General features: G+C 29.5%; 17 protein-coding genes, 2 tRNA genes, 1 rRNA gene and 1 other annotated feature (1 of these 21 only partly in view). Of the genes, 5 read left to right on the top strand and 15 right to left on the bottom strand.

Annotation, left to right across the window (positions count from 1 at the left end; translation table 11 throughout):
- Positions 1 to 142, bottom strand: a binding site (T-box leader); it reaches 36 nt to the left of the window's first position.
- A gap of 54 nt (positions 143 to 196) precedes the next feature.
- Positions 197 to 865, bottom strand: a complete 669-nt coding sequence (ispD, locus tag H8R92_RS09310; RefSeq protein WP_186835297.1) for a 2-C-methyl-D-erythritol 4-phosphate cytidylyltransferase — start codon at positions 863 to 865, stop codon at positions 197 to 199.
- 12 nt (positions 866 to 877) lie between these two features.
- A complete protein-coding gene (locus H8R92_RS09305; protein WP_186835296.1) occupies positions 878 to 1969 on the bottom strand; it encodes a PIN/TRAM domain-containing protein in 1092 nt (363 codons plus the stop codon).
- A gap of 243 nt (positions 1970 to 2212) precedes the next feature.
- Here H8R92_RS09305 and H8R92_RS09300 point away from each other — a divergent pair, with 243 nt between their 5' ends.
- Entirely contained in the window at positions 2213 to 2611 is a 399-nt protein-coding gene (locus tag H8R92_RS09300) for a nucleoside triphosphate pyrophosphohydrolase family protein (RefSeq protein ID WP_022212428.1), read from the top strand.
- Positions 2612 to 2688: 77 nt separating this feature from the next.
- On the opposite strand, the gene disA is transcribed toward H8R92_RS09300, so the two are convergent.
- Positions 2689 to 3753 carry a DNA integrity scanning diadenylate cyclase DisA gene (gene disA / locus H8R92_RS09295; RefSeq protein WP_022212427.1) on the bottom strand — a complete coding sequence of 355 codons (1065 nt, stop codon included), beginning with the start codon at positions 3751 to 3753 and terminating at the stop codon, positions 2689 to 2691.
- Between the two features lie 101 nt (positions 3754 to 3854).
- The gene (gene radA, locus H8R92_RS09290; protein WP_186835295.1) at positions 3855 to 5243 is read right to left on the bottom strand and encodes a DNA repair protein RadA; all 1389 of its coding nucleotides are present in this window, start codon (positions 5241 to 5243) and stop codon (positions 3855 to 3857) included.
- A 248-nt stretch (positions 5244 to 5491) separates the two neighbouring features.
- Here radA and H8R92_RS09285 point away from each other — a divergent pair, with 248 nt between their 5' ends.
- On the top strand, positions 5492 to 5653 hold the full coding sequence (locus H8R92_RS09285) for a hypothetical protein (protein ID WP_022212425.1): 162 nt from the start codon (positions 5492 to 5494) through the stop codon (positions 5651 to 5653).
- 21 nt (positions 5654 to 5674) lie between these two features.
- On the opposite strand, the gene H8R92_RS09280 is transcribed toward H8R92_RS09285, so the two are convergent.
- Together H8R92_RS09280 and H8R92_RS09275 are read right to left on the bottom strand one after the other, a co-directional pair.
- Positions 5675 to 8113, bottom strand: a complete 2439-nt coding sequence (locus H8R92_RS09280; protein ID WP_186835319.1) for an ATP-dependent Clp protease ATP-binding subunit — start codon at positions 8111 to 8113, stop codon at positions 5675 to 5677.
- 151 nt (positions 8114 to 8264) lie between these two features.
- Complete coding sequence (locus H8R92_RS09275) at positions 8265 to 8720, bottom strand: CtsR family transcriptional regulator (RefSeq protein WP_186835294.1); 456 nt, start codon at positions 8718 to 8720, stop codon at positions 8265 to 8267.
- Between the two features lie 161 nt (positions 8721 to 8881).
- Here H8R92_RS09275 and H8R92_RS09270 point away from each other — a divergent pair, with 161 nt between their 5' ends.
- On the top strand, positions 8882 to 9517 hold the full coding sequence (locus H8R92_RS09270) for an MBL fold metallo-hydrolase (RefSeq protein WP_186835293.1): 636 nt from the start codon (positions 8882 to 8884) through the stop codon (positions 9515 to 9517).
- A 55-nt stretch (positions 9518 to 9572) separates the two neighbouring features.
- Here the strand turns inward: H8R92_RS09270 and fdxA are convergent, their stop codons facing one another.
- The 6 genes from fdxA to H8R92_RS09240 form a co-directional block, all read right to left on the bottom strand.
- Positions 9573 to 9743 carry a 4Fe-4S ferredoxin gene (gene fdxA, locus H8R92_RS09265; RefSeq protein WP_022168234.1) on the bottom strand — a complete coding sequence of 57 codons (171 nt, stop codon included), beginning with the start codon at positions 9741 to 9743 and terminating at the stop codon, positions 9573 to 9575.
- 142 nt (positions 9744 to 9885) lie between these two features.
- Positions 9886 to 10797, bottom strand: a complete 912-nt coding sequence (locus H8R92_RS09260) for a PSP1 domain-containing protein (RefSeq protein WP_022212123.1) — start codon at positions 10795 to 10797, stop codon at positions 9886 to 9888.
- Between the two features lies 1 nt (position 10798).
- Positions 10799 to 11731, bottom strand: coding sequence for a DNA polymerase III subunit delta' (locus tag H8R92_RS09255; protein ID WP_022212124.1), 933 nt, complete (start codon positions 11729 to 11731; stop codon positions 10799 to 10801).
- Between the two features lie 20 nt (positions 11732 to 11751).
- The gene (darA, locus tag H8R92_RS09250; protein ID WP_022212125.1) at positions 11752 to 12081 is read right to left on the bottom strand and encodes a cyclic di-AMP receptor DarA; all 330 of its coding nucleotides are present in this window, start codon (positions 12079 to 12081) and stop codon (positions 11752 to 11754) included.
- A gap of 177 nt (positions 12082 to 12258) precedes the next feature.
- Entirely contained in the window at positions 12259 to 12852 is a 594-nt protein-coding gene (locus tag H8R92_RS09245) for a nucleoside/nucleotide kinase family protein (protein ID WP_186835292.1), read from the bottom strand.
- Between the two features lie 156 nt (positions 12853 to 13008).
- Positions 13009 to 13212 (bottom strand): sigma factor G inhibitor Gin, encoded by a 204-nt coding sequence (locus H8R92_RS09240; protein ID WP_022212127.1) that lies wholly within the window; start codon positions 13210 to 13212, stop codon positions 13009 to 13011.
- 139 nt (positions 13213 to 13351) lie between these two features.
- Between H8R92_RS09240 and H8R92_RS09235 the strand changes: the two genes are divergently transcribed.
- Together H8R92_RS09235 and H8R92_RS09230 are read left to right on the top strand one after the other, a co-directional pair.
- Entirely contained in the window at positions 13352 to 14509 is a 1158-nt protein-coding gene (locus H8R92_RS09235; protein ID WP_186835291.1) for a zinc-binding metallopeptidase family protein, read from the top strand.
- 106 nt (positions 14510 to 14615) lie between these two features.
- Positions 14616 to 15566, top strand: coding sequence for a magnesium transporter CorA family protein (locus H8R92_RS09230; RefSeq protein ID WP_022212129.1), 951 nt, complete (start codon positions 14616 to 14618; stop codon positions 15564 to 15566).
- A 273-nt stretch (positions 15567 to 15839) separates the two neighbouring features.
- On the opposite strand, the gene H8R92_RS09225 is transcribed toward H8R92_RS09230, so the two are convergent.
- The 3 genes from H8R92_RS09225 to rrf form a co-directional block, all read right to left on the bottom strand.
- Positions 15840 to 15914: transfer RNA gene (locus H8R92_RS09225), tRNA-Cys, on the bottom strand.
- A gap of 5 nt (positions 15915 to 15919) precedes the next feature.
- Positions 15920 to 15995: transfer RNA gene (locus H8R92_RS09220), tRNA-Phe, on the bottom strand.
- A 5-nt stretch (positions 15996 to 16000) separates the two neighbouring features.
- Positions 16001 to 16117: ribosomal RNA gene (gene rrf / locus H8R92_RS09215) — 5S ribosomal RNA — on the bottom strand.
- Between the last annotated feature and the right edge of the window lie 2 nt (positions 16118 to 16119).

Genomic DNA, 16119 nt, shown 5'->3' with positions numbered 1-16119 from the left:
TTTGTGCTCTTATAATGATAACGGTGTTAAACCGATAGTTTTGCTATAACTCTGAAGCTGGTTCAAAATCTCTTGAAAATCTTACAGCCTAGGATTTTCTCTCTGAAAGGCGATTTTTACTATTCTTCTTCCTTGCTTTATAATATATTTTTTTGATTTATTCATTATATAATTTTGCAAAAATCCTGTCAATAACCTATATAAGCCTCTCTGCTAAAATTAAATCTTCTGGGGTAGTTATTTTTATATTGATATAATCACCTTCATATAAATATACTTTATGCCCATACATTTCCACCACTGAAGTATCATCTGTTACTGCTATATTTTCCTTCTTAACTTTTTTATGACACTGATAAATTTCATCATATTTAAAACATTGAGGCGTTTGCACTGCAACTAATGTATTTCTATCTGGTGTATCTACCGATAAATTATCATTGTTTTTTATCTTTATAGTATCTTTGGGGATTACTCCTGGTGCAGATGCACCATATGCTTTAGCATATTTTATGCCTTCATCAATAATTCTCTCACTTATAAAAGGTCTTGCACCATCATGTATTAATACTATATCTGCTTTTTCCATAGCTTCTAGTGCATTGAATACTGAATCTTGTCTCTCTTTCCCACCAAATACTATCCTATCTACCTTTAAACAGTATTTTTGCAACACTTCCTTTTGGCAATAATCCACTTCATCTTCTGGAAGTACTAATATTACTTCATCTATACTTTTATTATCAATAAATTTCTCAAGTGTATATGCAAGCACTGGCTTTCCCTTTATTTCAATAAATTGCTTGCTTTTATGGTAATTCATTCTCTTACCTCTTCCACCTGCTAAAACAATAGCACTTATCATCTAAAACTCCTTTTAACTTTCCTTTGGTTTTGCAAATATCATCCTGCCAGCAGCTGTCTGTAATACAGATGTAACAACTACTATTATCTCCTCATTTATAAACTTTCTGCCACCTTCTACAACAATCATGGTTCCATCATCTAAATATGCTATTCCTTGCGATGATTCCTTACCATCTTTCATCACCATCACTTTCATTTCTTCTCCTGGAAGAAGTACTGGTTTTATGGCATTGGCTAACTCATTAATATTAAGTACTGGCACTCCTTGGAATTCTGCAACTTTATTCAAATTAAAATCATTAGTCACTACTTTTCCACTTAAAATCTGTGCTAACTTTAAAAGCTTTGCATCAACTTCCGCAATTTCCGGAAAGTCCTCTTCATATATCTGAGTTTCTATAGAAAGTTCTTTTTGTATTTTATTTAATATATCAAGACCTCTTCTTCCTCTATTTCTCTTAAGACCATCAGCAGAATCAGAAATATGCCTAAGTTCATTTAACACAAAACATGGAATTACTAAAGGACCTTCCACAAAACCAGTTTGGCATATATCAAATATTCTTCCATCAATGATTACTGATGTATCCAATACTTTAGGACATATCTTTTCACTATGCTTATTCTTCTTATCCCTTAGTCCATTCTTCTTTATAGAAGTAAGTAAATTTAATATATCTTCTTTTCGCTTAATAAATATCTTTATTCCTACCAAAGCTCCAAGTAAATCTATTAAGATAAATAAGATAGGGCCTATTACAAAATGAATTTTTGATATGGGTACTCCTATAAGAGTTGCAAATACAAGTCCTACTAAAAGCCCTAGTGTTCCAAAAAGAAATTCTGTCACTGTAAGCTTTTGAATATTCATTTCAAATCCATCTATTATAGCTATAATTCCTTTATAAATAAATGATGATAAAAAATAAAAAATAATTGCAAAAATTAAGATTACAATAAGTAAAATTAAACTCGTGTATAGAGGCTCTATAAATAATTTTATTCCCTGTTTTATGCCCAGTGTAATAAGCACTTTTCCAATAATATATCCCACTGCTATTCCCATAATTGAACTAATGAATTTCACAATTTTTTTCAGCACATTTTCACCTCCTATTATAATATATATATTAAATTTCATCTATTAGTTATCCATAAATAACCATTTAATTATATCACAGAACACTTACTGCTAAAATCAATAATTATTTTTCTATACCCCCTATTAATGAATGGCCAGGTTGTTTATTATTATATTAACCAATTCGCCCAAGGGTTATATTAACAAATTTATTTCCTTAGGAAATTTTCTTATACTAAACTCTATTTAAGGAGCTGATTCAAAATGAAGGATATAATATTTGATACATTTCAAAATGACGTTAGTACTTCTCTAATAAGACATAAAAGCATTTTAGATGTTTTAACTAAATATACTGAAAGCTGCTCTAAAGTTAATAGATCTGTGGCAAAAGCTATTACTAATTGTGGTTGCATTAATATAAATGCCTCCAAACAAGAATTCGATAATACTGATACTTCTCTTGATGAATTATCAAAATCTTTCTCAACTCATTTAAACGGAAAACTTTGTGATAATTGTCGTGAAGTAATTGAAAATCAAATAGGAACTAGCTTATTTTATCTAGTATCATTATGCAATATATTAGATATAAATCTTTATGATGTATTAATAAATGAAACCTCCAAATTAGATACTTTAGGTAAATTTACATTTAGATAATGTACTAAAAGCAGGTATAACTACATACCTGCTTTTATATTGTCACCAATTATAGACTCTTATATTCTATAAAATTACTAAAGTTCTTTTTTTAAATTTACTTGTTCCTTGATTCTCTTTAAACCATTTTTTATTGCTGCAGCACGTGCTTCACCAATTCCTTCAACTTGATCTAAATCTTCACTAGACGCTTCTAATACATTTTTCAATTGCCCAAAATGCTTTATCAAGTTTTCAATTACATTAGTAGGTATCCTTGGTATTTTAAATAATAATCTATATCCTTTTGGAGAAGTAAGAGTATCTACTAATACACATCCTGTATATCCTAAAAGTTTTGCTATGGCATCTAAGTCTACTAATTCATCAGAATTAAGCTTTTGTATTTCCTTGTATATTTCATTATAATCACTATCTTCTTTGCAATAGTCTCTAATAAGTAGTATACCATCACGTTCAATGTATCTTATAAGCTCATTAAGCTGCATAGATATCAGTCTTCCATCATTACCAAGCTCTAAGATATATCTCTTTATTTCTTCTACTATCCTCATGACCATTTCTGTCCTCTGTATAGCCGTTACCACATCAAAAACTGTAGTTAAGTCTTGAAATTCCAATATATTTAAATTATTTATTACTCTTTCTAATACATTTACGTACTTTTCTAAAGTCTGTATTGCTTGGTTAGCTCTTTCCAATATAACACTACTTTCCTGTAATACATACTTTATATCTTTTTTATAAATAGTTATTAAATTTCTTCTTTGAGATATAGCTATGACTATTGCATCTGTCTGCTTTGCTATTCTCTGTGCCGTTCTATGTCTTGTTCCTGTTTCAAAAGTACTTACTGATGGATCTGGCAGTAACTGTGTATTAGCACATACTATCCTTTTTAAGTCTTCACTAATAACTATTGCTCCATCCATTTTAGCTAATTCATATATGTATGCAGGACTATATTCTGAATTTATATAGAATCCTCCATCTACAAGCTTCATTACTTCTTCATTATCACTAAGAACTATTAATCCTCCGGTCTTTGCTCTCAAAATATTTTCTAGCCCTTCTCTTAAATTAGTGCCAGGGCTAACTATTTTTAAAATATTTTTTATCTTACTATCATCCTTAATCCTCATATAATCACCTAATTACTATAATAACTTCTAAAGCCGCACTTCTAAGTAATTTCTATCTTCCATTTTTATGTTTCTACACTAATTTATTGTGATTTTTTAAATTATCTATATACATTTATTATAACATCATTTAAAGTTTTTAATGAAATTATATCAATTCCTTCAATTTTAAAGCCCTTTGCAAAAGAATCCTTTGCTACATAAACCTTTCTGAATCCCATTCTAGCAAGCTCTTTTATTCTTCCCTCTAATGAAGGTACTTTTTTTAATTCACCTGTCAGACCTACATCTGCAATAAATGCTACATCTGTAGGTATTCCTTTATTTTTCACCGATGAAACTATACTCATAATTACAGCTAAATTAACTCCTGGTTCCTTAACTCGCATTCCGCCAGTCGTCTTTATAATTACATTTTTATCATATAAATTAATTCCACCTCTTATTTCTAAAATAGAAATTAAAGTATTTAATTTATCCTTACCTAATGTTTCTGCTATCCTTGTTGGATATGGAGTAAATGTCTTTGAAACAAGACTTTCTACTTCCATTATTATTGCCCTTGAACCTTCTTTAACAACAGTTAAAGTACTTCCTGAAACTAAATCTCCATCATCTCTCTTTGTCATAAAATACTCTGATGGATTATCGATAGATTCCATTCCCTTTTCTGTCATTTGGAAAAAGCCAGTTTCACCTGTGCTACCAAACCTATTTTTAGAGCTTATTAATCCTCTTAGCTCCTCATCACTGTTTGCTTCTATAATTAAAACAGTATCAACTAAATGCTCTAAAGCTCTAAGTCCTGCTAGTTCATCAGCTTTAGTCATCTGACCTACTATTATTACTGCCCTTGGTCTTTTATCATCCTTAGCCAATCTTAATAATTCATTGGCACATTCCATAGTCTGAGTAGGTGATCCTGCTCTGGCTGGAAGTGCATTTTCCATAGTAAAGGTTTGTATACTATCTATTATAATCAAATCAGGATCAATATCCCTAGTAGCATGCACCACATTATCCATGCTTGTTTCCTGCAGAACCCATATATTATCACTTATATTATTTAATATTCTATCTGCCCTATTTTTAATTTGACTATCACTTTCTTCTCCTGATGCATAAACAACCTTATGGCCCTTATGCGCTATGCTATGTGCTACTTGCAATAACAATGTACTCTTTCCTGCTCCTGGCCTAGCAGTAATAATTGTTATGGAATCTTTAACTATACCGCCTCCCATAACTCTATCAAATTCATTAATTCCTGTTATAATCCTATCACTTTTGCTAGAAGTAATATCTGATAATTTTTTTACAGGTTTCATAGTTAGCGATACCTTTTTAGCAACAGCTGCTACACTATTCTTCTTTTCAACTAGGCTTTCTTCAAAGGTATTCCAGTTATTACAGTCTGGACATTTTCCTAGCCATTTTGGCGATTCATAGCCACAATTTTCACAAATAAATATAGATTTAACTTTAGCCAAACTTCTCACCACACTTTAATCTATATATTAAAATTAAAATCTATTTTTCTATCTATAATATATCATAAACAAAATATAAAAAATATATAAAAGCCCAAAGTATTTACTAAAAAATCCTTATTACTCAAATTTATTTTTAACCAATTCCTTAAGTTATAAATTTACATTTAGCATACATCTTTCTAATAAGAATACTTTTTTACATTTTAGCTCATACTAATATTAATTTTAATAAGGAGTTGATATTTATGCTAAATAAATCCTATTACAAGAATATGCCTGCAAAAAACACTTTAAATGATTATAATAATAACACTGACACTAATGGTTATCTTAATTCTTTAGAGGATATACCTCTAGAAAATATGATAATAAATTCAAATTTAGAAAATGAAAACATAATAAAATAGAGCGATATCCATCGCCCTATTTTATTTATGTGAAAAAATAAGTTCATCATCCTTGAAACATACGCTAAGCCTATCGCCTCGTTTAATTTCACCTTTAAGCATTTCATCGCTTAATTTATCCTCTATTTCCCTGGTAATAATCCTTCTTATAGGCCTTGCACCAAAACTTAAATTTTCATTTTTATCTGCAATAAATTTATTAAGTTCTTTATCATAATCTAAGAATATTTCTTTTTCCTTCAATCTATTTATTGTATCACTTAACATTATATCTACTATATTCTTAATATTTTCTTCATTTAATTGATTAAATACTACTATTTCATCAAGCCTATTTAAAAATTCTGGCCTGAACTTATTCTTAAGCTCTCCCATAATAAATTCTTTCATCTTTTCATATTGCACTGCATTATTATTTACATCATTAAAGAAACCCATAGTATTCTGCTTTTTAAGTTTTTGAGCTCCTTCGTTGGAAGTCATTATAATGATGGTATTCTTAAAATTAACTATTTTACCTTTACTATCAGTAAGTCTTCCATCATCCATTATTTGAAGAAGTATATTGAATACATCTTCGTGAGCCTTTTCAATTTCATCTAATAATACTACTGAATATGGTTTTCTACGTACCGCTTCTGTTAGTTGACCACCTTCTTCATAACCAACATAACCTGGCGGCGGACCTATAAGCCTTGATACAGAATGTTTTTCCATATATTCTGACATATCTATTCTAATAAGACTATTGGTACTACCAAACATTACTTCTGCTATAACATTAGAAAGTTCTGTCTTTCCAACGCCTGTAGGGCCACAAAAGAAAAATGTACCTATAGGTCTATGAGGATTCTTAAGACCTACTCTAGCTCTCTTTATAGCCTTGCAAATAACACCAATAGCTTCATCCTGACCTATAATTTTATTTTTTAGTACTTCTTCCAATCTTAATAGCTTATCAGCTTCCTTTTCATTTAAACGCTCTAATGGTACACGACTCCAAATAGAAACAACTTTTGCTATATCTTCTTCATCAACAACGCTGACAGCATTGCACGTACAAGCCCTCCATTGCTCCTTAATGCTTTCAAATTCTTCTTTCAAAAGCTTTTCCTTATCTCTTAAGTTAGCTGCCTTTTCAAAATCCTGATTTTTTATGGCATCTTCCTTTTCCGTAACAGACTTTTCAATATCAATTTCTTTTTGCTTAAGTTCTGGTGGCAAAGTAAGCTTAGATATCCTTACCTTTGAAGCTGATTCATCAATTAAATCAATGGCCTTATCAGGCATAAATCTATCAGTAATATATCTATCTGCTAGCTCTACGGCTTTCTTTAATGCCTCATCAGTTATCTTTACTTTATGATGTGATTCATATTTATCTCTTAAGCCATATAATATCCTTAAAGTTTCTTCTTTATTTGGTTCTTCAATATTAATTGTCTGAAACCTTCTTTCTAAAGCGGCATCTTTTTCAATATACTTTCTATACTCATCAATGGTTGTAGCTCCAATACATTTGATTTCTCCTCTTGCAAGGGCAGGTTTTAGTATATTAGATGCATCTATAGCACCTTCAGCTCCTCCAGCTCCAACTATGGTATGAATTTCATCAATGAAAACAATAATTTTATCTTCATTTTTTAATTCATTCATTACCTTCTTTAAACGTTCCTCAAATTCTCCTCTATATTTTGCTCCTGCCACCATGGAAGTAATATCTAATGTTACAAGTCTTGTTTCCTTTAGACTTTCCGGAATATCACCTGCAACCATCTTTTGAGCTAATCCTTCTATAACAGCAGTCTTTCCAACACCAGGCTCACCAATAAGGCATGGATTGTTCTTTACTCTTCGGCAAAGTATCTCTAGTACCCTTTGAGTTTCCTCATCTCTACCTATAACAGGATCAAGTTTTCCTTCCTTAGCAATCTGAGTTAAATCTCGACTATACTGATCCAGCATTGGAGTCTTATTTTGCTTTTTTTCTTTATTTAATATTTTCTTATTATCTCTAAAATCATTGCCTGATATATACTTTTCCAATTCATCTTTAATCTCATGCATATCAATCTTACATGTACTTAAAATCGTATATGCAACCCCCTCACTACCATTGATAAGTGCTTCTAAGATGTGTTCTGGTGTGATGAAGCTATGATTAAATTTTCTTCCTATATCTATACTGTCATCAAAAAGCCTTTTTGCCCTAGGAGTTAAAAGCATATCTCCTGTTACTATTTCTTCATCTCCAAATCCTAAATATTCTTCTATCATCTTTTTTACTTTATCTAAAGTAATCATTCTGTTATTTAAAACTTGACTAGCATAGCCACCTTCTTTTAAAATTCCAAGTAAAATATGTTCTGTCCCTATATACCCATGCTTAAAATTCTGTGATTCCTGTTGTGCTTCAATTAGCACCACTTGTGCTCTTTCCGTAAACCTCCCAAATATCATCATTGCACCTCCATACCATATAGAACTATCCTTTTTAGCTATTCTATCCCAATTTGTATTATTTAATCTTTATAAATATTTATGACTAATATAGCAATTTAATTCTGTCATCGCACTACTATATAGTAATTTTAATAAGTTAAGTGCTTCATTATGATAATAAAATATTGACCATACCTTTTAAAATATCTGCACGAACTTTATTTTTATCTTCCACTAAGCCTAAAGTTCTATCGTTTACAGCTATTTTGATTAGTTCATATTCCCTTACTGTAATTATATTTAATTCTAGCAAATGCTCAACTATAGATACTGCACTTTGATAAGTTATACTTGAACCTATTGCTTCATTTAATATAGAAATTTTTTCTTGACCACTTTTATGGTATATCCTTTTAACTATGATATATCCCCCTCCACCTCTTCTACTTTCAATAATATATCCCTTTTCACAAGTAAACCTTGTAGTTAATACATAGTTAATTTGTGAGGGAGCACAGTTAAATTTATCTGCCAATTCATTTCTTTGAATTATTGCTTGATTGTCATCTGTTTCATCAATCAATGAATAAATGAAATCTGCAATTGTATCTGATATTCTTGCCATAATATTACCTTCCTAACGCATTGACCTTCTTTGACTTTAATTATATACAATTACTTTTCCACTGTCCATAAGCTAAATTTTAAAAAAATTCCCTACTTATGAATTATTCCCAAATTATTACTTAAACTAAATAATAATATGTTTAATAGGATGTGATAAACATGAAAATTCAATGGTTTGGCAATAGCACATTTTTGTTAACTACTAACTTAGGTAAAAAGATATTACTAGACCCCTTTAATATTTTTAGTACATTAAATGAAAATATTATTGCTAATATTTCTACCTTCAGTAGGCCTATAGACTTTTCTTCTGCTAAAAACATAAAAATCTTTGGAAAAATAGTAAATACTGATTGCAACTCTGCTATTGAAAACATTAAAGTAGAAGGCTATAAATGTAAAAGTGATTCAATTAACGGTTTAAAAAGAGGTCCAAATATAATTTATCTATTTAAAGTAGATAATTTAAAGATTTGTCATTTAGGCTATCTAGGCGAGTTTATTAATAATGAGCTAATAAAGATATTAAGTAATGCTGATATTCTTTTCATACCTATTGGCGGTAATCTTTGCTTAAATGGAATTGATGCATACTCTTTATCTGAAAAGCTTAATGCAAAATATATAATTCCAATGTGCTATAAAAATAATTATAACAATTTTTACTTTAATGGCCCTAAGGATTTTTTATCATATTGTAAAAATGTAGTTTCAATAAAAACTGACACTGTTTATCTTTCAGATTTCTATAATAGCAATATTCCTTCTACAATACTTATGCATAATGTATTATAAAATCTGATTTTATATAATAAAAAGAGATATCTTCCTAGATATCTCTCCCCCCACACTATTCTTGAACTGGTGCTCCAACTGGACAAACATTTGCACAGTTACCACAGTCAATACAAACATCAGCATTTATTTCGAACTGAGTATCTCCTTGAGATATAGCATCTACTGGACATTCTGCAGCACAAGCACCACAGCTAATGCATGAATCTTGAATTGAAAAAGCCATTCAAAAACACCTCCCATTATTTAATAACTCTACATATCTATTTTATCATATCCACTATTCATTTCAAGTCTATAAAGACCAGCTTTGTTGTTTTCTCATATAAATATTAAATATTGTTATTAATTTCTTTTAAATTGGAATTCTATCTATCTTTCATTAAGTCTTTCATCAATTTTCTATCTTCTTCAGATGTAACTTCTAATTTAATATCTGAATCATCAACTGAATCTTCATAGCTTCCTTCTAATAGTTCAATATTTTCAATTTTATAATCTTCTAAAACTTCATCTTCAGTCTTTTTACATTTTAATTTTACTTTTACACTTTCCTTAATTATATTATTAGAAACTACCACACCAGTTCCACCTTCTGTTTTTACAATAGAACCTACTTTTGGAATTCTTTTTCTAATATCTTCATATGTACTCTGCTCATAATTTAAACAACACATTAATCTTCCACATATTCCTGATATCTTCGTTGGGTTCAGTGATAAATTTTGTTCCTTAGCCATTTTTATTGAAACAGAAGCAAAGTCTCCTAAGAATGTTGAACAACACATTGGTCTACCACAAGGTCCAAGTCCTCCCAGCATTTTAGCCTCATCTCTTACACCTATCTGCCTTAGTTCAATACGTGTTTTAAATATTGTTGCAAGATCTTTTACTAACTCTCTAAAGTCAACCCTTCCATCTGCTGTGAAATAGAATATTACCTTATTATTATCAAAAGTATATTCTACATCTATAAGCTTCATGGTAAGCTTATGTTCAGCTATCTTTTTTAAACATATACTGAAAGCATCTTTTTCCTTTTCCTTATTTTGATTATGTTTTTCTATATCACTGACAGTAGCAACTCTTAATACACTTTTTAGTGGTGCAATTACATCATTTTCATTTATTTCCTTTAACCCAATGACACATTCACCAAATTCTATTCCTCTAGCTGTTTCTACCACTACAAAGTTTCCCTTTTCTATATCTAAACCTGCTGGATCAAAATAATATATCTTGCCAGCTTTCTTAAATCGTACTCCTATAACTTTAATCATTTTAACCCTCCATAAAGTCCATAAGCATTATTCTTACAGTCATTGCCCAACTAACATTATTTTTAATATTCTTTCTGGCTTCCTGCAAACCTAATAGCATTTTATTTAGTTTTTTAAAAGACATCTCATTAGTTAATCTTTCTATTGACCTAATTTTGTCTCTATTTATAATTAAATTTTCATTATAAACTTCTTTATTTACTAATATATCTCTTATAAATGAAGATAATACATTTACTACTTCTTCCTTATTTTGTTTATATGAAACCAATTGCTCTTCCTTTTCTAAAATTGCTTCTATTTCATTATTAGTCAATTGTAAAAGCAAGTCCACAATCTTATCTCTCAACTCCTGTAGCTCTGTATCACTAAAATATCTATCTATTCTTCCAGGTATTCCTTCACTGAAAGCTATTGCTGATAATTTTTCTTCCTCACTACACTCATATCCTTTTATTGCCATATATTTATATAGTTCATCTTTTGTTAAAGGTGTTAATTTATATATTTCACATCTAGATTTAATAGTATCTAAGATTAATTCTAAACTTTCACATAAAATTATTATGTATACTTCTGTTGGGGGCTCTTCTATAGTTTTTAACAATGCATTTTGTGCTTGAATTGTAAGCTTATTTCCTTGATGAATAATAATAACTTTTTTATCACCTTCAAAAGGCTTTTTATTTACTTCATCTATAATATCCCTTACATCATCAACCCCAAAAGAAGTTTTAATAGGCTTATAATTGATTATATCTACATATTCCCTATTTATATCTCCATTTAAAATCAACTTGCCTAATATCTCTGCTAATATACTTTTTCCTATACCATCTTCACCTGAAATAAGCTGTGCATGAGAAAGATTTCCATTACTACATCTACTTTTAAAGTTTTCTATAAGACTACTATATCCAATAAAATTTCTCATTAAAGCACCTCTTTTTATTTTTATATCTTTACAAACTTATCTACATCAATTACAAAAACAGTGGCTCCACCAACTTCAACTTCTAAAGGAAAAGGCATATACATACCATTTTCTCCTGATAATCCTGGTTGTGTTGATACTACCTGTTTTCTTTTCTTGCAAACTTCTTCAATAACGTTTATTACTACATCTACTTTATCAATTTCTACCCCAATCATTAATGTGGTATTACCTGATTTTAAAAATCCGCCTGTTGTTGCTAATTTTGTTACCCTAAATCCCTTATCATTTAATTCTTCGATTAAATCCAGTGCATCGTCATCCTGCACTATAGCTAAGACCAATTTCATAATAACCACCTCATTTTCAATTCTCTTTATTATATTTTATCATAATATTTGGCCAGTTAATAATATATTATTCACTTTCAACATATATTTATTTTCTTTTTATTAATATCCCTATATTTTTCTATTTTATACAAAAATTAAAAATGTAAACTTAAAGAGAAATACAAAGCTTCATTTTTAGCTTTGCATTTCTCTCTTTATATCTCTTATTATATCTTCTATACATTTTTGCAAGTCTATATTTATGTATTCTTTATTTACACCTGATTCTTTAAGTTTTTCAAGACTGAAATCAACAGAATCTGCTAAAAATCTTCTACATAACTCATTATAATTTGGATTTTTTTGATTTCTTTCTCTTATTAGTGCTCTTTCAAGCCTTAATCCATCTTCAATATTTATATATATTGGATAAACTTTTTCAGTACCAAAATAACTTCTAAAACTATTATATGCTTCTAAAGTAACTATAGCTATATAATTACTTTCTTCTAAATCAATCTGTCCATCATCTATTGTTGAATAATACCATGGACCATGTACTGTATCATATCTTCTACACTCAATAATTTTTCCCTCATTTTTAAATTGCTCTAATTTATCTTCATTAATAAAGAAATATTCTACACCATTAGTTTCATTAGTCCTCTTAGGTCTAGTAGTATATAAGACTATGGGCTTTAAACTTAGCTCATTTTTATTGCTTATTTCTTTAAAGATAGTATCTTTTCCTGAGCTACTTTTTCCCATTAAACAAAATATCTTCCCCATAATTTCCTCCAGAAAATATACTAATATCATTACATTATGGTCATTAGTATTACAAATAAAAATAACTCATCTATTTATACAATCCTCAATGAACTATATAAAAATGAGTCATAATTATATTACTATAAAGCACTATTAATGTATAGTAATTTTTCATTATAAATGCTTTATAAGTTTATTTTTTATTTTTTCTTTAATCTTATAATATTCTGGGTTGTCCATATCCATAATTGTAATTTTATCTACACATTCATTACAGATGCACTTTCCTAAAATAGTTAATTTTCCTGCACCACAATCATCATCACATACAATACATTTTTTGTTATTTTTAATAATATCTTTGTTTTTAATTACCATAATACATCCCTCCGTTACTTTTATATTATATTTCTTTCCACATTAAGAGAATTTATTCAATGAATAGTACTTTTTTATAAATATTTTATACTGTTTAAGGGAAAATAATAATATTAATAAATTTAATGGAGGAGTATTTATGAAACAAGAAATAATAAGCTATTTACATGAGCATTATGATGAACTTTTTAAATTAAACAAATATTTATATACTAATCCTGAACCTAGCTATAAAGAATTTAAATGCTATGACTATATAACAAATTTTTTAAGTACTCATAATTTTAATATACAAAAAAACTTTTTAGACTTGGAAACATCTTTTTATGCCAGCAAAGGAAATGGATATCCTAAGATATGCTTTTTATGTGAGTATGATGCAGTTCCTGAAGAAGGGCATATTACAGGACACAATCTTGTAGCAACTACCTCTATTGCAGCTTCTATAGCTTTAGGAAACATTATTGATAAAATTGGTGGAACATCAATATTAATTGGTTGCCCTGGTGAATATCTAGGTGGAACAAAATCTATAATGGTTAAACAAGGTATTTTTGATGATATAGATGTGGTAATGATGACTCATCCTGATTTAACTACTTGTGAAAGTGGAACATCTTCTGCAATTATACCTTTAAAAATTAACTTTATAGGTAATAGTGGACTAAGCTTTTTAAATAATGATGTTTATACTTCCCTTGATGCAGTACTTTTAACATTTAATATTTTAAATGCTCTCTTAAAGGGCTTCCCAAAAGAAGTAGAAATAAATTCGATCCTTTCCCAAGGTGGCTATACACCTTTAATGTTACCACTAGAAAGTGAAGCTAAATTTTATATAAGGGCTAATAACACTGAAATGGCTACCTTAGCTGAAAATAAGCTAAGAGAAATAGTGAAGGATGTTTCAAATCTCATTCATGTTAAACACACTATTTCTTTATATGAGCCTCCAAACGAAGAGCTACTTACTAATCGTACCTTAAATAGGCTTTTCAGTCATAACTTAAAAGAAAATGGAGAAATAACTATAGGTGCTCCTAAAAATGTTCATTCTGGTTTAAGTATTGGAGCTGTAAGCCGAAAAGTTCCTTGCATTCATCCTTATTATCGAATTACAGAAGATGCATCTATCAAATATGGCTCTAAAGCTTTTGGTGATTGCACCATTAGTAAATTTGCTATGGATCAATGTATTAAAGCTTCTGCTGCTTTAGCATCTACCGCTTTTGATTTAATTGAAAAAAACTATCTTTTATCTGAAGTTAAAGAAGAATTTTATAATGTTTTTAAATAACTCTTAAAGAGGCTTAAGTATTCTTTCCTTAAGCCTCTTTTTATATACCGGTAAATTTTATTATGATATACTATAAATAAAATTAACATGTTTCTGGAGGTTATTTATGATTCAAATATATAAAAGCTTAAATGAATCTGATTCAACATTGAAAGCTTTAGATTCTATTGAACCAGGATGCTGGATCAATATTGTTGCCCCTTCTGAGGAAGAACTTATATTAGTATCTAAAAAAACTGGAGTACCTCTTACTTTTCTAAGGGCACCTCTAGATGATGAAGAAACTTCTCGTATAGATTTTGAAGAAAATTGTACACTAGTAGTAGTAGATATACCCTTTACAGAAATGGAGGATAACTCTCTAACTTATGATACATATCCACTGGCAATAATTCATACTGAAAAGCAAATAATTACTGTATGCTTAAAAAACAGCAGAATACTTACAGACTTTATTAATGGACGTGTTAAATCATTCTTTTCATATAAAAAATCTAGATTTATACTACAAATTCTAAATAGAATCTCAACTTATTACTTAATTTATCTTAGACAAATAGATAAAAAGAGTCTTATGATTGAAAAAAGATTACATAAGTCTATGAAAAATCGTGAACTTATCCAACTTCATTCACTAGAAAAATCACTAGTTTATTTCTCTACATCTCTTAAGGCAAATGAAATCACCTTAGAAAAGATGCTTAAATTAGAAATAATGCAAAAGTATGAAGAAGATCAAGATGTATTAGAGGATGTAATAATTGAAAATAAACAAGCTATCGAAATGACTGATATATATAGTAATATATTAGCTAGTACCATGGACTTTTTTGCTTCTGTAATTTCTAATAATCTTAATATAGTAATGAAGGTCCTTGCTTCTGTTACTATATTAATGGCTATTCCAACTATAATAGGAGGAATCTTTGGTATGAATGTTCCTTTCCCTGGCAATATGGAAAGTAATCCTGGAGCCTTTAATGCCATTATTATCTTTACCCTTCTGCTAACTGGCGGAGCAGCTATAATATTATATAAAAAAGATATGTTCAATTAAAAATTTTTATTATCTTATAAATATATATTTTTCTTCTACATATAATATTATTAATCAAAATATATGCCTTTCCAAAATAAAAAACATATCCACACAAAACTCTCACGAGCCTGTGGATATGTTTTGTTTTTATGTTAATAACTTTATAATTGATAATTTTTCATTAAAATCCTTATATTATATTTTCAATTTTCTTTCTGTTATCAACTATTAACTATCTATTATTTTATTTTAAAAAAATAAAAAACCTACAAGATTAACTTGTAGGTTTTATGGAGGCGCCACCCGGATTTGAACCGGGGAATAAAGGTTTTGCAGACCTCTGCCTTACCACTTGGCTATAGCGCCATACCTGGTGGCTCGACCAGGAATCGAACCAGGGACACGAGGATTTTCAGTCCTCTGCTCTACCGACTGAGCTATCGAGCCACATTACCTGGCAACGTTCTACTCTCCCACACAGTCCCCCGTGCAGTACCATCGACGCTGTAGAGCTTAACTTTCCTGTTCGGAATGGGAAGGAGTGTTTCCTCTACGCCATCATCACCAGATG

Origin of the sequence: Clostridium lentum (assembly GCF_014287815.1) — a bacterium.
Taxonomy (GTDB): Bacteria; Bacillota; Clostridia; order Clostridiales; family Clostridiaceae; genus Clostridium; species Clostridium lentum.
The sequence above is the reverse complement of the archived record's forward strand: the minus strand, read 5'-3'. Positions and strand labels throughout refer to the sequence as shown.